General features: G+C 68.5%; 15 protein-coding genes and 1 pseudogene. 10 read left to right on the top strand and 6 right to left on the bottom strand.

All coding sequences use genetic code 11. The features are described 5' to 3' along the window. Positions 1-23: 23 nt before the first annotated feature. The 3 genes and pseudogenes from ACP99_RS21345 to ACP99_RS17240 all read right to left on the bottom strand — a co-directional run bounded on the left by ACP99_RS21345 (position 24) and on the right by ACP99_RS17240 (position 1,872). Complete coding sequence (locus tag ACP99_RS21345) at positions 24-842, bottom strand: sensor histidine kinase (protein ID WP_331280794.1); 819 nt, start codon at positions 840-842, stop codon at positions 24-26. Next, a pseudogene (locus ACP99_RS21350) lies at positions 731-1,429 on the bottom strand (PAS domain-containing protein); the annotation flags it as partial. The pseudogene ACP99_RS21350 and the gene ACP99_RS21345, both read right to left, overlap by 112 nt. A 56-nt stretch (positions 1,430-1,485) precedes the next feature. Further along, positions 1,486-1,872 carry a thioredoxin family protein gene (locus ACP99_RS17240; protein WP_049987779.1) on the bottom strand — a complete coding sequence of 129 codons (387 nt, stop codon included), beginning with the start codon at positions 1,870-1,872 and terminating at the stop codon, positions 1,486-1,488. 149 nt (positions 1,873-2,021) lie between these two features. On the opposite strand from ACP99_RS17240, the gene ACP99_RS17245 reads away from it, so the two are divergent. Then, positions 2,022-3,041: a PLP-dependent cysteine synthase family protein gene (locus ACP99_RS17245; RefSeq protein ID WP_049987810.1), complete on the top strand. Its 1,020-nt coding sequence runs from the start codon at positions 2,022-2,024 to the stop codon at positions 3,039-3,041. 421 nt (positions 3,042-3,462) lie between these two features. On the opposite strand, the gene ACP99_RS17250 is transcribed toward ACP99_RS17245, so the two are convergent. Next, positions 3,463-4,008 carry a GIY-YIG nuclease family protein gene (locus ACP99_RS17250; RefSeq protein WP_049987780.1) on the bottom strand — a complete coding sequence of 182 codons (546 nt, stop codon included), beginning with the start codon at positions 4,006-4,008 and terminating at the stop codon, positions 3,463-3,465. Between the two features lie 141 nt (positions 4,009-4,149). Here ACP99_RS17250 and ACP99_RS17255 point away from each other — a divergent pair, with 141 nt between their 5' ends. From ACP99_RS17255 to ACP99_RS17270, 4 genes are read left to right on the top strand one after another with little or no spacing between them, the layout of a single operon-like run. Further along, positions 4,150-6,525: a DEAD/DEAH box helicase gene (locus ACP99_RS17255; RefSeq protein ID WP_049987811.1), complete on the top strand. Its 2,376-nt coding sequence runs from the start codon at positions 4,150-4,152 to the stop codon at positions 6,523-6,525. Positions 6,526-6,568: 43 nt separating this feature from the next. Beyond that, a complete protein-coding gene (locus ACP99_RS17260) occupies positions 6,569-7,246 on the top strand; it encodes an outer membrane lipoprotein-sorting protein (RefSeq protein ID WP_156105793.1) in 678 nt (225 codons plus the stop codon). Next, positions 7,243-8,142 (top strand): S49 family peptidase, encoded by a 900-nt coding sequence (locus ACP99_RS17265; protein WP_049987782.1) that lies wholly within the window; start codon positions 7,243-7,245, stop codon positions 8,140-8,142. Before ACP99_RS17260 ends, ACP99_RS17265 begins: the two co-directional genes overlap by 4 nt. Next, entirely contained in the window at positions 8,129-9,166 is a 1,038-nt protein-coding gene (locus tag ACP99_RS17270; protein WP_049987783.1) for a DUF4350 domain-containing protein, read from the top strand. Before ACP99_RS17265 ends, ACP99_RS17270 begins: the two co-directional genes overlap by 14 nt. A 170-nt stretch (positions 9,167-9,336) precedes the next feature. Here the strand turns inward: ACP99_RS17270 and ACP99_RS17275 are convergent, their stop codons facing one another. Further along, on the bottom strand, positions 9,337-10,605 hold the full coding sequence (locus ACP99_RS17275; RefSeq protein WP_049987784.1) for a DUF6498-containing protein: 1,269 nt from the start codon (positions 10,603-10,605) through the stop codon (positions 9,337-9,339). Between the two features lie 96 nt (positions 10,606-10,701). Further along, the gene (locus ACP99_RS17280; RefSeq protein ID WP_049987785.1) at positions 10,702-11,184 is read right to left on the bottom strand and encodes an HPP family protein; all 483 of its coding nucleotides are present in this window, start codon (positions 11,182-11,184) and stop codon (positions 10,702-10,704) included. A gap of 107 nt (positions 11,185-11,291) precedes the next feature. On the opposite strand from ACP99_RS17280, the gene ACP99_RS17285 reads away from it, so the two are divergent. From ACP99_RS17285 to ACP99_RS17305, 5 genes are read left to right on the top strand one after another with little or no spacing between them, the layout of a single operon-like run. Beyond that, positions 11,292-12,461 carry an alpha-1 4-glucan-protein synthase gene (locus tag ACP99_RS17285; RefSeq protein ID WP_049987786.1) on the top strand — a complete coding sequence of 390 codons (1,170 nt, stop codon included), beginning with the start codon at positions 11,292-11,294 and terminating at the stop codon, positions 12,459-12,461. A gap of 56 nt (positions 12,462-12,517) precedes the next feature. Next, positions 12,518-13,690, top strand: a complete 1,173-nt coding sequence (locus ACP99_RS17290) for an iron ABC transporter substrate-binding protein (RefSeq protein WP_049987787.1) — start codon at positions 12,518-12,520, stop codon at positions 13,688-13,690. 36 nt (positions 13,691-13,726) lie between these two features. Next, positions 13,727-15,331 (top strand): ABC transporter permease, encoded by a 1,605-nt coding sequence (locus ACP99_RS17295; protein ID WP_049987788.1) that lies wholly within the window; start codon positions 13,727-13,729, stop codon positions 15,329-15,331. Beyond that, on the top strand, positions 15,321-16,541 hold the full coding sequence (locus ACP99_RS17300; protein WP_081927564.1) for an ABC transporter ATP-binding protein: 1,221 nt from the start codon (positions 15,321-15,323) through the stop codon (positions 16,539-16,541). Before ACP99_RS17295 ends, ACP99_RS17300 begins: the two co-directional genes overlap by 11 nt. Positions 16,542-16,544: 3 nt before the next feature. Next, positions 16,545-18,824: a DUF7846 domain-containing protein gene (locus ACP99_RS17305; RefSeq protein WP_049987789.1), complete on the top strand. Its 2,280-nt coding sequence runs from the start codon at positions 16,545-16,547 to the stop codon at positions 18,822-18,824. Positions 18,825-18,827 lie beyond the last annotated feature (3 nt).

An 18,827-nucleotide genomic window follows, 5' to 3' on the forward strand; every position in this document is an offset into this window, starting at 1 on the left:
GGGCCGTAATCCGGTCGACAGGATCAGGAAGTCGATGGCGAGACGGCGTTCGGGAGCCTGATGCTGATCGCGTTTCCGGACTGGGCCCCGGAGTCGACGGCGATCGAACCGCCGGAGAGTTCGACGCACCAGTAGACGAGCCAGAACCCGAGGCCGCTGCTGTGGTAGACGTCGTTCATCTCGTGGTTCCCCTCGAGTACGTCGGCCTCGATCGGCGGGATGGGCGCGCCGTCGTCCTCGACGGTGATCGTCGCGACGCCGTCGGCGCACCGAGCGGACACGCGCAGGAACGGGTCCGCCCGCTCGCTGTGACGGATCGCGTTCTCCAGCAGCTCGACGACGCAGAGGCACAGTTCCGCGCGGGCCCGAACGGTGCAGGACTCGATCGGACCGGTTTCGACGAGTCCTGCGCCGAACCGACGTCGATCGTGTCGAGGGCGTCCTCCACGAGAGACGGGAGGTCGACGCGTTCCCGACGCGCGCGCTTCGTGACGAGGTCGATGATCTCCCGTCCCTTTTCGGCGCTCTCGAGGAGCGCCTCGCCCGTGCGGCGGATCACCGCCGTTCGTTCTGCGGTTTCCGGGGCGTCGTCTTCGATGAGTTCCGCGACGCCCATGATGACGTTGAGGTCGTTCCGGAGGTTGTGCCTGAGGAGGTTGTCCATCACGTACAACTGACGCTCGCGACGACGCCGGTCGGTGACGTCGCGCGCGAAGCCCGTGATCCGGACGACCTCCCCGTCCGCGACGATCGGTTCGGCCTGAACCCACACCCAGCGGTTGTAGTTCTCTTCGGGGTTCACGCGGTACTCCATATCCACCGACTGACCGGCGCTGAGGCACTCCATCGCGTCTTGGACTCTCGGGAGGTCGTCGGGGTGGATCGCCTCGAGGAAGGACTCGGGGCTCGCCTCGACCTCGTCGGCCGGTCGGCCGTAGACCGCCTCGTAGGCGGGGTTGACGAACAGGACCTCCGACCAGTCGGCGTCGAACATCCACAGGACGTCCCCCGACACGGACGCGATCTCCTCCAGTCGCTCGGCGGTCTGTCGACGCTCCTCCTCCGCGTGCACGCGGTCTGTGACGTCGCGTGAACTCACGACGTAGCCGTCGAGGGCCGAGTCGGTGAGGTTCGACATCCGGCTCTCGAGCCAGACCCACGACCCGTCTTTCGTCCGGTGTCGGTACTCGACGGTCGTCTCGGTGAACGAGTCGCGCTCGATGGTCCGGTCGAACGCTCTACGGACCATCTGTCGGTCGTTCGAGTGAACGTACTCGAACGCGTTCTCGCCGAGCAGTTCCTCGGGCGCGAACCCCAGAATACGCTCTGTGGCGTCGTTGGCGTACGTGAACGCACCGCTCCGATCGAGTAGAACGATCTTGTCCTGCGTGTGATCCAGTAGGACACCCGTTAGGTCAGGTGCGTCCATCCGGTTCCGCGTTGCGCACGGTAGACACAAAAACCCGGTGCCCGGAAATCCGGACGTTACAACCGCGCAGCGAGGTAGCTCGCGATCGGCTGGTTCTCGTCCTCGACGTACCGCGCGACCTCCTCGCCGTCGCGTTCGACGACGACGGTCGGGATCAACTCGACGTCGTACTCCTCGACGAGCGGGCCGATCTTGCTCCCGTCGTCGGCTTTCTCGACCGGGTAGTGGTGGACCCGCTCGTCGGGCACCTCGGCGGCGGCGAGCGCGGCTCCGAAGTCGGGCAGTTGGCCGCGGCAGTCGCCGCACCAGTCGCCGCCCCAGACGCGGAAGACGAGGCCGTCCTCCGAGAGCGCCTCGACCGCGTCGGCGTGGGCGTCGGCGTCCCACGCGGGGTTCGGCTGCATCGTTTCGAGCGTTCCGGCGTCGGCGTCGGCTTCGGACATATCCCGTCGTACGGCGGGCGAGGGGGTAAATCCCGCGGAAGGCGTCCACGGCTGCCCGGTCACCGCGCCCGCGACGGCGCGTCCCAGAAAGTGACACCGCGTGGCCGACGTCGTCACCGTCTTGTGCCCGAGTGACGAAGGTCGGGTCGATGAACGCGAACGTGCTGGAGACCATCGGCTCGCCGCTGGTCCGCGTCGGCTCGCCGCCGGGCGCGACGATCGCCGCGAAGATCGAATCGAAGAACCCCGGCGGATCAGCGAAGGACCGCCCGGCGCTCGCGATGGTCGAGCGCGCCGAACGAGAGGGGAAGATCGAACCGGGTGACGCCCTAGTCGAACCGACGAGCGGCAACACCGGGATCGGCCTCGCGGTCGTCGCGGCCGCGAAGGGCTACGACCTCACGGTCGTGATGCCGGGGTCGAAATCGCCCGAACGACGCCAGATTATGAAGGCCTACGGGGCCGACATCGAACTCGTCGACGGCGAGATCTCCGAGGCGAAAGACCGCGCGGACGAACTGGAACGAGAGGAGGGGATGATCCAGCTCCGACAGTTCGAGAATCCCGCGAACCCCCGGGCGCACTACCTGACGACGGGCGAGGAGATCCTCGAACAGATCGGCGACCGGACCGTCGACGCGCTCGTCGCCGGCGTCGGGACCGGGGGGACGATCACCGGCATCGGGCGTCGGCTGCGCGAGGCGTTCCCCGAGATGGAGATCGTCGCGGTCGAACCCGCCGACAACGCGGTCCTCTCCGGCGGCGAACCCGGCGCGGACGACTTCCAGGGGATGGGTCCGGGGTTCGTCAGCCCGAACCTCGACCGGGATCTGCTCGACGACGTCGAGACCGTGACCATCGAGGAGGCCGAGGCCGAGTGCCGCCGTCTCGCCCGCGAGGAGGGGATTCTCGTCGGGCAGTCCTCTGGCGCGTCGAACGTCGCCGCCAAGCGCGTCGCCGAACGGCTCGCCGACCCCAACGTCGAGTGCGCCGAGTCCGAACCCGAGTACATCATCGAACGCGACGACGAGCGGACGGCTCCCGAAGACGGTAACGGGACTGGCGACGCCACCGCCGACGGCGCGTCGACCGACTGCCCCCTGATAATCACCGTCTTCTGGGACAGCGGCGAGCGGTACATGTCGACGGGGATGTTCGATCAGCAGTGAGTTCACCAACCAGTTCGGAAAAGGCGAACAGGTAGTGTCGTAATCCGAACAGACTGCCCGGACAATCGATGGAACCGGTTCCCCGAGTGGTTTCCTCGAAAGCTACAGTGAAAAACCCGATTTAGCTATGGATTATCAGTCTATCCGAGCATACACACGGGAATCGTCGCTGGCTGTTGCAGTTAGGGTTACATAAGTGGGAGATTATAAGTATCGGGACGACGAACAATTCTGATGCCGGGGTGCCTCTGACAACCGGCATACTGTAGCGTTCGACCCGGCGACACGGTGCCTCGTGTTTCCGGAACTGTGGCCGAATCGACGGCCGCGTCCGCTACAAGCGCGCTGTGGCCGCTCTGCCCGGACGGTCACAGCGCGGATTTTCGCGCAGTCGCCTGCTGCTCAGCACGCAAGGCGTTCGTCATTCCCGAACCGACGCGACGGCCTCCAAGCCCATCGAGCGGAGCGTGTCGACGTCGGAGGCGCCGATCAGATGCGTAGCGCACGCGCAGTCCGATGCACCGAACCCGGGGAGCGGGACCGCCGGTCCCCCAGTCGGATCCGCCGCACGCTCGCGGAGCCCCGACGCCAGTCGACACTCGACGTCGGCGTGCGGCGCGGCGATCACCGCCGCCAGCGAGACGTCCGGGTGGCCGCCGAAGTAGTCGACGTGCCAGTGTCGGACGTCGTGGTCGCCGGCCGCGACGCGCCGGTGCCGATCGACGCGCCCGAGCCCGTTCGGGCCGAACGCGCTGCCGACGTAGGCGTACGCGCCGGCTTCGAACGTCGCCGCACCGAGCGCACCGATCTCCACAGTCAGCGGCGCGTCGGTCGAATAGCACAGGACGTAGCTCCCCGGCGGTGCCGTCCCCGCGCCGATTCCGAGGGGGTCTTCCCCGGCGGCGATGGCTGCGGGATCGACGACGAGAGCCCGCGTGTCGTTCGTCCCGTCGTCTGCCTCTCTCATAGCACGGTCGAGGGACGGCGTGCGAAAAACTGTGTTGGGACCGCCGCGTCAGCGGCTACTGCGGCACCGCGCTACTGCGACCGTAACCGTGAGGGTGCCGCCGCCCGGAGGGGAGAGATAACCGTGGACGAACGCCCGCGGATCGACGAACTCGTCGAGTGGCTCCGAACGCGACCGTACTACGCCGGTCAGATCGCCGACCACCGCCGGATCGAGGGAGCGGCCGCCACCCACGCCGACGTCGCGCTGGAACCTCGACTTCGCAGCGCGCTAGCAGATCGAGGAATCGAGCGGCTCTACCGACACCAGGCGGACACGATCGAAGCGGTCCGCGACGGCGAGAACGTCGTGCTCGCGACGCCGACGGCGAGCGGGAAGAGCCTCGCGTACACCGTGCCCGCGTTCGAGCGCGCGATGGACCACGGCGGTCGGACGCTGTATCTCGGTCCGCAGAACGCACTCGTCGCCGACCAGCTGGAGACGCTCTCGGAGTTGGCGCACGGGCTCGGCTTCGGCAGTCGGGTCTCCGTCGAGCAGTACACCGGGCGGCTCTCGAAGGCCGAGAAGCGCGACGTCCGGGACCGCGGTCCGACGGTGCTGCTTTCGAACCCGGACATGCTGCACTACGCGCTGCTGCCGCACGCCCACCGCCTCTGGGAGTGGTTCTTCGGGTCGCTCGAAACGGTCGTGATCGACGAGGTCCACACGTACCGCGGCGTCTTCGGCAGCCACGTCGCCCTGACGCTCCGGCGGCTGAACCGGATCTGCGAGCGCTTCGGGAGCGACCCGCAGTACGTCTGCTGCTCTGCGACCATCGGCAACCCGGTCGAGCACGCCGCGCGCGTGACCGGCCGAGGCGAGGAGACGTTCCGCCTCGTCGACGAGGACGCCAGCGCGACGGGGGCGAAGCACTGGCTGCTGTGGAACCCGCCGGAGTACAGCGGTGGGCGGGATCAGTCGGAATCCGTCGCCTCCGACGGGTCCGACGAGAGCGGCCGCCGCCGGTCCAGCCACGTCGAGACGAAGCGGCTCTTCGTCGATCTCGTGTCGCGGGGGTTGCAGACGCTCGCCTTCACGCGCGCTCGCCAGACCGCCGAGCGGTACGCCACCGAGAGCGCCGCCGACCTCAGAGAGCGCGGCGAGCACGACGCGGCGGCGTCGGTGGCGGCGTACCAGGGGGCGCTGAAGCACGAGCGCCGCCGCGAGATCGAGGACGGGTTACACGACGGGTCGATCCGCGGCGTCTGGTCGACGAACGCCCTGGAACTCGGCGTCGACGTCGGCGAACTCGACGCCGTCCTGATCGACGGCTATCCGGGCACCAGAATGTCGGCGTTCCAGCAGGCCGGACGGGCGGGCCGCGGCGACGACGACGCGCTCGTGGTGCTGGTCGGCGGCGAGGATCAACTCGATCAGTACCTGCTCGGACACCCCGAGGAGTTCTGGGCGGGGGATCCGGAGCGGGCCGTCTGCGATCCCGAGAACGAGGCGCTCCTGCCTGACCACGTCGCGAGCGCGGCCGCTGAGAACTGGCTACAGACCGCCGACGAGCGCCACTTCGGCGAGGCGTTCCCGGACGTGGTCTCGTCGCTCTCGGCCGCCGACCGACTGGAACGGCGAGAGACCGACGCGGGGGTTCGCTGGCTCCACAGCGGCGAGGGGAGCCCCCAACACGAGATGAGCCTGCGGACGATCGAGAACCGCGAGATCGACCTCCTGGACTCGCGCTCGAACGAGGTCGTCTCCTCGCTGTCGTTCTCCGACGCGCTGCGAGACGCCCACCGCGGAGCGATCTACCACCACCAGGGGACGACCTACGAGGTGACCGAGTTGGACCTCGATCGAGACACGGCGGTCCTCCAGCCCACGTGGGCCGACTACTACACGCGCGTCCTCCACGACAAGACGATCACCGTCGAGCGGGACCGCGAGTCGAAGTCGCTCGCGGCCCGTCCCGACACAGCGGTCCGATTCGCGGAGGTGACGATGCGGAAGCAGATCACGGGCTTCGAGCGGCGCGATCCGCGCCGCGGCGAGGCCATCGGTCGGGAGACGCTCGACCTCCCGGAGACGACGCTGCGGACGACCGCACTGTACTTCACGGTCCCCGAGGACGTCGAGCGGGAGATGCGCGAGACGGGCGGCGAGTACGGCTTCAACGGCGGGATCCACGCCGCCGAGCACGGGATGATCTCGCTGTTCCCGCTGTCGTTTCTCTGCGACCGCGGCGACATCGGCGGGCTGTCGACGCCGCACCACCCCCACACCGGCCAGTCCACCGTCTTCATCTACGACGGCTACCCCGGCGGCGTCGGGTTGACCGAGAGCGGGTACGACGAGATCGAGACGCTGCTGCGTCGGACGCGGGAGATGATCTCGGACTGCGACTGCGCGGACGGCTGTCCGGCCTGCGTGCAGTCGCCGCACTGCGGCAACGCCAACGACCCTCTCTCGAAGACGGAGGCGGTGCTGTTGCTCGATGCGTTTTCCGGAGACAGTTCAACTGAAGATTCATAACAACCAGTACACCTTTACGTCGGAGTTGAGCGCGTCTACACGGATGCCCCGCAGACAATACAGACGACACTCCCTCGCGATTGGGGTTGTCGGACTCCTCCTCCTCGCCGGTTGCATCGTGCCGACTGGCGGGAACTTGGACCCCGACTCCGTTAGCGAGAACGTACAGGACAGATACGATCGGATCGACAGCTACGAGACGACCGTGACGAAGACGGTCGAGACGCCGACTGAGACGGCGTCAGTCCGCGCCCGAGTCGCCGTCGAGCCCGGTGAGAAGATGCAGATCACCTACCGGAACGGCGCACAGGCCGGCGCGGTCGAGACGATCGACCTCTCGGCGGAGTCGAGCGGCCAACCGACGCTCTCGACCGGGCTCGAACGCGCTCGGAACGGCCAGCACGCCTCCTACGGCGCGCTCGCGGGGACGCTCGTCGAGACGAACAACGTGACCGTCGAGCGGCGGACGACGATCGACGGCCAGCGGGTCGCGGTCATATCGCTCGTGCCGGACGCCGACGCAACGGCGGCGTCGGTCGAGCGAACCCTCTGGATCGACACCGAGCGACAGCTTCCGCTCCGCGTCGAGACCACGTGGACCGACGCGGACGGACGCGTGGTCACGGAGACCATCGAGTACGCGAATACTACAGTCGACGAGATCGGTGGGACGCAGTCGACCGGCGCAGCGTCGCCGATCGCGAGCGGGGCGGGCGCGTGAGTCGACGCCTCTCTTCGACCGGCCGCCTCGTCGTCGTCGCCGCGGTCGTCGGACTGCTCGTCGGTGGCGCGGTCGCCCCGGGCGTGTGGGAGCGAACCACCGCCCCCGACGGTCAGGTAGCGGTGATCGAGATGCACAGCACCGTCACCGCCGACACCGCGACAACGGTCGTCGACAACCTCCGGGAGGCCCGACAGAACGAGTCGATCCAGGCGGTCGTCCTCGACGTCAACAGCCCCGGCGGGTCGGCCGCGGCGAGTGAGCAACTCTACCTCGCCGTCAAGCGCACCGAACAGGTGATGCCCGTCGTGGTCAGCGTGAGCGGGATGGCGGCCTCGGGGAGCTACTATATGAGCGCCCCGGCCGACGAGATCTACGTCACGCCGGCCAGTAGCGTCGGAAGTATCGGCGTCCGCGCGACGCTCCCTGCCGGCGGCGTGCCGTCGGGACAGGTCGTCACCGGTCCCGACAAGGGCTCGACCGCGACCGAAGCGGAAGTGAGACAGCAGGTCGAGACGCTCAGACGCGCGTTCGTCGGCAGCGTGGTGGCAGAGCGCGACGAGTCGCTCGCACTCACCCGGTCCGAGATCTCCTACGCCAAGGTGTACTCCGGCGCTCGGAGCATCGAACTCGGCCTCGCGGACTCGATCGGCGGCAGCGACACCGCGATCGCGGCCGCCGCCGAGCGCGCGGGGATGAGCGACTACGCGGTCACGCGAATGGAGTCGCCGCAGCCGAATCTCCTGAGTCAACTCGGTCTGGAGGCCGAGTCGGCCGCCGAAACGAGCGGCGTACACGCGACCTTCGGTAATCACGGGACCGAGACGGTCCACTACCTGATGCTGCACGGGTCGCTCGACGTTCCTCGGGAGGTGACGCACAATGCAAGCCGGTGATCTTCGCGCCGTCCTCCTGACGTTCGCCGTCGCCGCATTGCTCGTCGTCGGCGCGACCGCCGGCGTCGGATTCGCAACGGATACCGCCGACGGACCGGCATCCACGCAACCCGATGCGCCCGCGTTCGAGTCGGCAGACCTGCTGGCGACACCCGTCGACGACGACGGAAGCGTCTCGGTTCCCGAAGCCACCACCTCGAAGACGGTCGTGGTCGACGTGAGTCACGGCAACGCCATCAGCCGCGCACAGATGGAACCGCTGGTGAACGCGCTCGTCGAGGCGGGCCACGAGGTGCGGTTCTTCGCCGGCAGCGGGTCATCGAGCTTCGGGCTGTCCAGCGGCGACGGCACATCTCCGTTCACGGAGACGCTGCAGGACGCCGACGCGCTGATCGTGGCGAACCCCGCGACGACGTACACCGCAGACGAGAGCGATGCAGTCGAATCTTTCGCCGACGCGGGCGGCCGTGTCCTGCTGCTGGCGGACACGCCGTCGCAGGCGACGGCGACGTCCTCGCTGCTCGGCCTGACGGGCGGGTCAGCGGGATCCGCGAGCGGCCAGCCGAACGACGTCGCGAGTCGCTTCGACGTCACCTTCAACGCGGGCTATCTGTACGATATGCAGGAGAACGCGAACAACTTCCAGTACGTCTACGGCGCGGCAAGCGGCGACAGCGAGTTCGCAGCGGACGCGGACCGAACCGTCTTCGAGGCGGCCGTTCCGGTCGTCTCGGGCGATCAAGCTGACAGCGCCATCGCCGCCGAGGATGTCAGTTACTCCTCGACGCGCGAGAACGGCACGTACTCGGTCGCGGTCCGCAGCGGGAGCGTCGTCGCGATCGGCGACACGTGGTTCCTCTCGCCGGACGGCGCGACCGTCGCGGACAACGAGGCACTCGTGAGCGAGGTCGCCTCCTTCCTCGTCTCGGGAACGAAAACCGCTGGCGCACCGCAGGGCGACGCCTCGTCGACGGCGACGCCGACCAGCGGAATGACGTTCCAGAGCGGGAGCACGTCCGCATAGGTCCGAAACCGCGCGACTGGCGCACGGTTCGCACTTGCACTGTCTTTTTTGAGTCGGTCAGGGAGCGCACGACAATTGATCTGGCCACGACGACGATCGAATAACGACGACGGCAGTAGCCAGAGCGACGACCGCGGTCGAACAGCCATAACGACGGATTGACCGGGGCACTACGACCGCCCCACGTCGCGCTCGTACTGCCATCCGACGCCGAGTGTGTCGGCGACGGCAGACGGACTCTCGACGTGGGGAACCACCATCGACTCGGGTGTGTCGTCGCGGTCGACGTCCTCGGGGTCGGGGACGGTCCACTGTAGCCCGGAATCATCGCCCGTCGCCCGCTCGAATTCGAGGGTCGACGTCCCGAAGCCCCGATCGACGAGGTCCGCGTCGACGTCGACCGCGACCACCTCGCCGCGCTCGATCCGGTGCTGGGGTTCGTCGATCAGCGTGTCGTACGCGACGAGCACGCCCTCGTAACAGCGGTGCTCCAACGTGCCATATCTGAGATACCGCGATCCCCCACGCAAGGCGGCGAACGCGAGGATCACGGCCAGGGGGTACGCGACGAGTCGCAGCGGGGCGAAGAGCGCGAGGAGTGCGGCGATCAGGTACAGGAGGAGCACGCCGCTCGTGGCGGTGTAGGCGAACCCACAGTAGAGCGCGTCGGCGACGCGGACCCGTCGCGGGGGCCGGACGCGACGGATCGGCTCGCCGTCCGGTTCGGTCACCGGGACGGGCGTGATCTCCGTTTCCGCGCCGCCGTACAGCCGGTAGAACAGACCGCGCTTCTCGTCGTCGCGTTCGAGTTGAATCGCGCGGAGGTCGTAGAGGAGCTTTCCGACGACGGCCAGCGCGAGGACGGCGGCGCTGTCGACGGCGGACGGGCCGACGACGAACAGGAGCGTCCCGACGGCGAAGACGTGCTTGAACGGGACCAAGAGGATCGACCGGGGCGAGTGGTCGCGGTACCCGTCGTCGCGGAAGTAGTCGACCGCGGTCTCGACGCCGCGGCCGACGAAGACGCCGACTCCGCCGAGGAGGATCTGGCCGGTCGCCTCGGTCGTGACGACCGGGTCCGCGAGCGCGAACACGAGGAACGCCGCCCCGAGTTCCAACGGCGCGAGAAAAACGACCGTCACGACGAGAATCGGGAGGCTCCTGAGGTAGATCGGCGGCAGTGGGTCCGGGAGGTCGATGCCGCCGCGCTTTGCCTGCAACGGCCCCAGCAGTCGGTGGTCGTCCATCGCGTTGTTCGGGCGCTTCGCCGCGAACGGGATCTTCACCGCGCTCCAGAACAGGACGATCGCCAGTTCGAGGAGGAACACCCCGAGGACGACCGTGGCGGTCCAGCCGAAGGCGAGGATGCCGACGAGGAGCACGGCGTTCGAGAGGACGACGGCCAACGGGCCGGTGTACGGGAGTGGAGGGCGTCGCACAGCCGAACGTGTGATCGCTGTCAATTGAGCCTCACGGTTCCCCGAGCCGTCGGGAGCGTCCGGCCGGTCACGGTCCGGCGGAGCGCCGAGCGGCTCTCACCCGCGCAGCGAACCGTCCAGGGCGCGGTCGACGACGAGCAGCGAAATCACCGCGGGAAGCACGACGACGACCGACTGGATCGGCGAGAGCAGCCCCAGCGAGACGATGAGCGTCGTCGCGCACGCGGGCGGGTGAACCGAGTCAGTCACCCGCATCCCGGTCGTCGTGAGCGCGACAGCGAGGATCCCGCTCAGCGCCAGCCACGGCGGATCGAACAGCAGGGGCGAGTCGGGAACGGGGACGACCGCGGAGACCGCGAGGTACGAGGCCACCCCGGCGACGACGCCCACGGCGTGTCCCCCGACGACCACGCGTTCGCTCGGCCCCTGACGGGCCGTCGAGAGCACGAACGCCGTGGGACCGAGGCTCGGGAAGACTGCCGGCGCTCCCGAGAGCCAGGCGACGGCGGCCGAAAGCGAGAGCAGGAGTCCGGCGCGGACGCCGACGGCGACGTCGTCCTGTACGTCCGTTTGCGGCACGTGCGGACCGAAGCGCGACGACGGAAAGAACGTGTGGATTCGCGTCGGAGGGGGCGGGCGACCGCAGAGCGACAGAACTTTTAGGCTGCCCTAAAGAGTTGGAGTCGATGAGCCAAGACGTCTGCGTCGTGGTACCGACGATCCGCGAGTACGAGTGTATGCGGGAGTACTTCGAGAACGCCCGCGAGCACGGGTTCGACCTCGATCGACTGTTCGTCCTCCTGGTCACCGAGGACTTCTGCGACGTCGAGGCGATGGAGGAGATGCTGGACGAGGAGGGCGTCGACGGGGCGGTCTACGACGGTTCGCGCCGCGAGGAGTGGTTCGAGGCGCGCGGTCTCTCGTCGTTCTCGCACCTGATCCCGGCGGCCTCGCACGCCCAGACCAGCTTCGGTCTGCTCTACATGTGGGACAACCCGCGCTTCGAGCGCGGCGTCTTCATCGACGACGACACGCTCCCGCACGAGGAGTGGGACTTCTTCGGCCGACACATGGCGAACCTCGATCGGACCGACGAAGTCGAGTCCGTCGCGAGCGACGAGCGCTGGGTGAACGTCCTCTACCAACACGCCGACGAGCACGGCCTGTACCCGCGCGGCTACCCGTACTCCGCGATGGACGAGTCGGTCGAGACCGGCACGCGAGAACTCACCGACGTCGTCGCCTCTCAGGGGCTGTGGACGAACGTGCCGGACCTCGACGCCGTCCGCATCCTGATGGACGGCGACCTGCAGGGGCAGGCGCAGACGCGAACCGAGAAGTCGGACTTCGAGGGCGACTTCGTCGCCGAGCCGGAGCAGTACCTCACGGTCTGCTCGATGAACCTCGCCTTCGAGCGCGAGGTGATCCCCGCGTTCTACCAACTTCCGATGGACGACAACGAGTGGGAGGTCGGCCGGTTCGACGACATCTGGTCGGGCGTGTTCCTCAAGCGCGCGGCCGACCTGCTGGAGAAGGACGTCGTGAACGGCTACCCGCTCTGTGAGCACAACAAGGCACCGCGGCCGACGTTCGACGATCTGAACAACGAGGTGCCCGGGCTGGAGCTCAACGAGCACGTCTGGGAGGTCGTCGACGGCGTCGGCGAGGACGCCGACTCCTGGACGGGAATCGCCCGCGAGATGGCCGAAGCGTTCGCGACCGGGGACTTCTCCGAGTGGAACAACGGCGCGTTCCTGAACCACTGCGGGGAGTACTGGCTCGACTGGCTCGAGTGCCTCGACGAACTGGACGGCCGGGAGAGCCGCGAGCCGGAGGCCGCCCTCGCGGACGACTGAACCGTATCGGAACACATATACGATTTAGGCAACCCTAAATCAACTATACCAACATTATGAACGAGAAACACGGAACGCCCCGAACGCGACGCCGTTTCCTGCAGGCAGCCGCCGCCGCAGGTATCGTCGGAGTCGCAGGGTGCAACACGCCGGGCGACAGTGGAACCGAGACGGAAACTGAGACCGACGACGGCAGCACCGGAAGCGGCGGACCGGAGCAGATCGGATCCGGCCAATCGCCGTTCGGGAGCCGCGAGCTCTCGGGCGTCCCGATGGCCGAGATGCCGGACCTCGAAGGCGAACTGACGCTGTACTCCGGGCGCGGAGAGGCGCTCGTCGGCGAACTGGTCGGGTTCATCGAGGACCTGTACCCGGACTTCACGGTCCGCCCGCAGTACAACTCCGCGGCGGAGCTCGTCAACCAGATCGACATCGAGGGCGACAACAGCCCCGCCGACGTCTTCTACTCGGTGAACGCGGGCGCACTCGGTGCGCTCGCGGATATGGGTCGGACGCAGTCGCTCCCGCAGGAGGTCCTCGACTTCGTCCCGGAGAGCTTCCAGGCACCCGACGGCTCGTGGATCGGGACCTCCGGCCGCGCCCGCTCGGTCCCGTACAACACGGACGCGTTCTCGGAGTCGGACATCCCCGACAGCATCATGGAGTTCCCCGAGACTGCCGAGTTCGAGGGCGAACTCGGGTGGGCTCCGACGTACTCCTCCTTCCAGGCGTTCATCACGGCGATGCGGATCCTCGAAGGCGAGGACGCGACCCGCGAGTGGCTGGCCGGAATGCAGGAACTCGGCGTGAGCCAGTACGGCGACGAGTTCCAGATCGCCCGGGCCGTCGCCGACGGCGAGATCTCGGCCGGACTGACGAACCACTACTACATCCAGCGCGTCCTCGCGCGACGCGGGCAGTCGGCCCCGCTGGCGACCGCGTTCACGCAGGGCGACGCGGGCGCGGTGTTCAACGTCGCCGGGGCGTGCGTCCTCGACACCGCCGAGGACTCGACGCTCGCGGCCAACTTCGTGCGTCACCTGCTCTCGGCGGAGGCGCAGGACTACTTCGCGCGGACGACGTTCGAGTACCCGCTCGTCCCGGAGGTCGAGCCGATCGGGCGCCTCCCGACGATCGACGAGTTGAACCCGCCCGAGGATTTAGACCTGTCACAACTGTCGGACCTCGAGACGACGATCGAACTCCTGCGGGAGACGGGCGTCCTCTGATCTCGGGGCCTCCGGCGACGGAGCAGGGAACTCACGATGGCCACGGAGCACCGGACGACGGCGGACGACGAGGGCGGCGAAGAGTCGGGGCTACCACTCGGCGTGTCGGTCGCGGCGGCCGCGGTCGCCGCCGCGGTGTTGCTCCCGGTTCTGTGGCTCGTCAAGACGGGCTTGGACGTCGGCTTCGAGGAGGCAGTCGCGTTGCTCACGCGGCCGACGACGCTCGAAGTCTTTCTCAACAGCGCGATCCTCGTCGCGCTGACGACGGCCGCCTGCGTGCTCATCGGCGTCCCGCTGGCGTATCTAACTGTCAGGACCGACCTGCCGTTCCGCCGCTTCTGGACGATCATCGTCTCCCTTCCGCTGGTCATCCCGAGCTACGTCGGCGCCTTCGCGTTCGTCTCGGCGTTCGGGCCGCAGGGCGGCTTCCAGCGGCTCCTCGCGCCGGTCGGAATCGAGCGAATTCCCGAGATCTACGGTCTCGAAGGCACCGTGTTGATCCTGACGCTCTACACCTACCCGTACGTGTACATCACCGCGCGGGCGGCGCTGAAGTCGATGGACACGACGCTGATCGACGCCGCGCGGACCCTCGAACACGACCGCTGGGAGACGTTTCGCCGGGTGACGATCCCGCAGATCCGGCCCGCCGTCGCGGCGGGCGCGCTGCTCTCGGGGCTGTACGTCCTCGCGGACTTCGGCACGCCGTCGATTATGCGATACGACGTGTTCACCCGCGTCATCTTCGTCGAGTTCGGGACGTTCGGTCGCGACACCGCCACTCTCCTCTCGCTGCAGTTGGTCGCGGTGACGCTCTTCATCCTCTGGCTGGAGTCGCGGGTCCGCGGCGAGGAGCGCACGACCGCCGGGGGGCGCTCCCGGGCGGCCGTCTCGCTCGGGGCGTGGCGCTACCCCGCGATGGGGTTCGCGGCGCTCGTGGCGGGACTGGCGCTCGTCGTCCCGCTGGCGATCCTCCTCTCGTGGCTCGGGACCGCCTCCGCGTCGGTGAACCAGTCGCTCGCCTTCGAGTGGTCCTACGCGCTGAACTCCGTCACCGTCTCGGCGGCCGCCGCCGCCGTCGCTGTCGTGGCCGGACTCCCGGTCGCGTACCTCTCGGCGCGGCACGACGGCCTGCTGCCGGCGGCGTTCGAGCGGATCAGCTACGTGGGCTATGCGGTCCCCGGCGTCGTCCTCGGACTCGCTCTCGTGTTCTTCGGCAGCCAGTACGCGACGCCGATCTACCAGACGCTGTATCTCCTGGTGTTCGCGTACGTGATCCGCTTTCTGCCCCAGTCGGTCGGGTCGCTGCGGGCGTCGTTCCTCTCGGTGGACCCCGCGCTCCCGGAGGCCGCGCGGACGCTCGGGCAGACGTCCGCGGGCGCGTTCCGCTACGTGACGCTCCCGCTTGTCGCGCCGGGACTGTTCGGCGGCGCGGCGCTGGTGTTCCTGACGACGATGAAGGAACTGCCCGCGACGCTGCTGCTTCGACCGTCGGGTTTTACCACGCTCGTCACGCATATCTGGACAGCATATGCCTCGGGGTACTTCGGACAGGCGGCGGTTCCGGCGCTGGTCTTGCTGTTCGTCTCTGGACTCTCGATGCTCGTGATACTCAGACAGGAGGGATACGATGTCAAATAGCACACAGACGGCGGTGGAGTCGGACGCGGAGCAACGGACCGAAAACGGTGACGCCGAACGGTCGGCGGGGACGACGTCGGTTCCCGGTCCCTCGGCCGTCGACGACGACGCCGACGTCGTGCTCGAACTGGACGGCCTCGGTAAGTCCTACGGCTCCGAACTGGTCGTCGAGGACCTCTCGCTGTCGGTCAGAGAAGGCGAGATCCTGACGCTTCTGGGACCCTCCGGCTGCGGGAAGACCACGACCCTCCGACTCGTCGCGGGTCTCGAACGACCGGACACCGGCGCGGTGCGGCTGAACGGGCGGTCGGTGTCGGGGTCGACGTTCGTCCCGCCGGAGGAGCGCGGCGTCGGCGTCGTCTTCCAGGAGTTCGCGCTCTTTCCGCATCTCACGGCGCGCGAGAACGTCGCCTTCGGCCTGAAGGACCGCCCGGACGAGGAGGTCCGCGAGCGCGTCGACGACCTGCTGGAACTGGTCGACCTCGCCGATCAGGGCGACAGCTACCCCGATCAGCTCTCCGGCGGCCAACAGCAGCGAGTCGCCCTCGCGCGCTCGCTCGCGCCGGAACCGGAGATCCTGCTTCTCGACGAACCGTTCTCGAACCTCGACGTCGACCTCCGCGTGGAGATGCGGGAGGAGGTCCGGCGCATCATCAAAGAGACCGGCGTGACGGCGGTGTCGGTGACCCACGACCAGGAGGAGGCGCTGTCGATCTCCGACCGCGTCGCCGTGATGAACGACGGCCAGATCGAGCAGGTCGGCGACCCCGAGGGCGTCTTCCAGCACCCCGAGTCCCGGTTCGTCGCCGCCTTCCTCGGCTACGCCAGCTTCGTCCCCGGCTACGTCTCCGGTGACGTCGTCGAGACCGACCTCGGGACGGTCCCGCGCGAGCAGATCCACGGGCTCGCCCCCGAGTACGACCGCACGCGGATCGATCTGCTCGTCCGCCCGGACGACGTGAGCGTGCGCTCGCTCGACTGCGAGGGGGTCGAGTCCAGTTGCGGGCGGGTCGTCGCCCGGCGGTATCTCGGCCCGACGTTCCTCTACGAGGTCGAACTGGACACCGGGGAGTCCATCCAGTGTATGCACAACCACGACGAGGACGTCCCCGACTCCGGTCCGGTCGACCTCGAACTCGACGCGGATCACGAACTCGCCTGGTTCCCGCGGGAACAGCGCCCCGAAGACGATTCCCGCTACGGCGAGTGAGCCGTGTCCCGGCAACCGTTCACATCCCGACTGCGCGCGGCCGTCCGCTCCGTCGTCGCCGCTGGACGTGAACGGCCCGAGCGGGTCGTCGCCGCCGCCCTCGCGCTCGCCGTCGGCGGCGTGGTCTACTACCTCGCGATCGACCTCTTCGCGTATCACTCCGTCAACGACGACGAGGGGGTCTACCTCTATCAGGCCGCGATGCTCCTCGAAGGGAAGCTGTTCCTCTACCCCGGCGACATCCCGTGGGACGCCGTGCGCCCGTGGTTCTTCGTCGTCGACGAAGTCGGGGGCGAGATCCGGATGTACGGGAAGTACTCGCCGGTCGCCCCCGCCATCTTCGCCGTCGGAAAGCTCCTCGGCGACTGGAACGTCGCGCTGGGGCTCGTCGCCGCCGGAACGGCCGGCGGCGTCTACGTCCTCGGCTCGGCCGCGTTCGACCGCCGCGTGGGACTCCTCGCGGTTCCCGTGCTCGCGGCGTCGCCGCTGTTCCTCCTCACGTCGTCGACGTTCCTCTCCTACGCGCCGACGACCTTCCTGAACGTCGCGTTCGCGGTCGCGTACCTCCGGGCCGCGCGGACGGGCAGTCGACGGTGGGGCGCGGCCGCCGGCGTCGCCATCGGGCTGGCCTTCTTCGCTCGCCCGTACACGGCGGTGCTGTTCGCGCTCCCGTTCATCGTTCACACGCTCGTCTCGCTCGGCGTCTCGTGGCGGCGTTCCGGGTGGCGTTTGCGGCCCCGCAACTGGCAGGTGCGCCACCGCGCCGTGCTCGCCCGATCGCTCGCGATCGCGGTCCCGGGCGCGGCGTTCGTCGGCCTGACGCTCGCGTACAACGCGGTCGTGACGGGCGACCCGCTGACGTTCCCCTACGCGGCCTTCGCGCCGAACGACGGCATCGGGTTCGGCACCCGCGAGATCCTCAACTACGAGCGCGAGTACACGCCCGAACTCGCCGCCGAAGTGACGAGAGAGGTGACGGAGTACTTCTTCACCGAGTGGGTCGCCGCCGGGACGCTCGGGACCGCCCTCGCGGCCGTGGGCGTGCTCGCGGCAATCTGGCGCGAGCGGAGTCGGATCTCGGTGCCGGGCGTCTCCGGCGACGACGACGCGTCGCGACCGGGGTTCGATCCCGCCGACGGAATATCCGAGAGCGAGGTCGCCGCCGTTGTCTTCGCGGTCCTCCCCTCGGTGTTCCTCGGCGAAGCGTACTTCTGGGGGACGCACAACGGCCTCCGAAACGGGCTCATCGACCTGCTGGGTCCGTTCTACCACTTCGACGCGCTCGTGCCGGTCGCGGTGTTCGGCGCTGCCGGGGTCGCATTCCTCTGTCGCGGGGCGGTCTCGCTGCTCAGCGAGCGGCGCTGGCTCCCCGGCCCCAGCCTCTCCCGACGGCACGCGCGCGTCGCCGTCCTCGTCGCGCTCGCGCTCACCGCGCCCGTCGTCGCCTCCGCGGAGCGGGCCGTCCTCGACGATCCGTTCGCGGCGAACGAGCGTCGCACCGAGAGTCTGGAGGCGACCTACGAGCCGTTCGAGGACCGCGAGTTCGACGACGCGCTGGTGTTCACCCCCGACCCGTACGGAGACTGGCAGGCGCACCCGTTCCAGTACCTCCGGTACGGATCCGGCTACGACGGCGACGTGATCTACGCCACCGACGGGAGCCCGGAACGCGATATGGACGTGTTGGCGGCGGTGAACCGGACGCCCTATCGGTTCACCTACCGCGGCGACTGGACCGGCGCGTACAACCCGGTGAACCCCGAGATCCAGCGCCTCCGCGTCTTCGAGGAGCCGGTGCGGGCGACGACGACGGTCGGCGTTCCCGCGTCCGCCGAGAGCGTGAGCGTGCGGGTCGAAACGCCCGAGGGGTACGCCCGCTACTCCGTGCCCGAGGCTGCGCGGTCGAACGGAACGTCACAGTCGGGCGGTTCCGACCGATCGAACGAGACCGTGACCGTCGAGTGGACGATCGGCCCGGACGCTGCGACCGCGGAGAATCTCGAATACGAGGGCGGGTCGCGCTGGCGGAGCGTCCCGCTAGCCGAGGATGGAGCGGAGGTCGATCTCGTGGTGACGTTCGTCGGCGTCGGCGGATCCAGCGTCACCTACCGGCAGGAGGCCACCGTCGAGAACACCGACGACGGCGTCCGCGTCGTCTGGCCGCCGGAGACGCGCGTCTGCCGGCTCACCACCGAGTGCGGCTACGAGGGAACGTGGGTCGGCCCCGACGGCGACTACGTCGACGGCGTCTCCGTGGAGATGGACGCCCGCGCGGTGTCGTAGTCC

The sequence above is a fragment of the Halobellus rufus genome (assembly GCF_000739575.1).
GTDB lineage: Archaea > Halobacteriota > Halobacteria > Halobacteriales > Haloferacaceae > Haloquadratum > Haloquadratum rufum.

Coding starts and splice junctions, on each gene's coding strand:
- ACP99_RS17270 (WP_049987783.1), top strand. CDS start 8,129: ATGCAAGCCGGTGATCTTCGCGCCGTCCTCCTGACGTTCGCCGTCGCC.
- ACP99_RS17260 (WP_156105793.1), top strand. CDS start 6,569: ATGCCCCGCAGACAATACAGACGACACTCCCTCGCGATTGGGGTTGTC.
- ACP99_RS17245 (WP_049987810.1), top strand. CDS start 2,022: ATGAACGCGAACGTGCTGGAGACCATCGGCTCGCCGCTGGTCCGCGTC.
- ACP99_RS17295 (WP_049987788.1), top strand. CDS start 13,727: ATGGCCACGGAGCACCGGACGACGGCGGACGACGAGGGCGGCGAAGAG.
- ACP99_RS17285 (WP_049987786.1), top strand. CDS start 11,292: ATGAGCCAAGACGTCTGCGTCGTGGTACCGACGATCCGCGAGTACGAG.
- ACP99_RS17290 (WP_049987787.1), top strand. CDS start 12,518: ATGAACGAGAAACACGGAACGCCCCGAACGCGACGCCGTTTCCTGCAG.
- ACP99_RS17250 (WP_049987780.1), bottom strand. CDS start 4,008: ATGAGAGAGGCAGACGACGGGACGAACGACACGCGGGCTCTCGTCGTC.
- ACP99_RS17240 (WP_049987779.1), bottom strand. CDS start 1,872: ATGTCCGAAGCCGACGCCGACGCCGGAACGCTCGAAACGATGCAGCCG.
- ACP99_RS17300 (WP_081927564.1), top strand. CDS start 15,321: ATGTCAAATAGCACACAGACGGCGGTGGAGTCGGACGCGGAGCAACGG.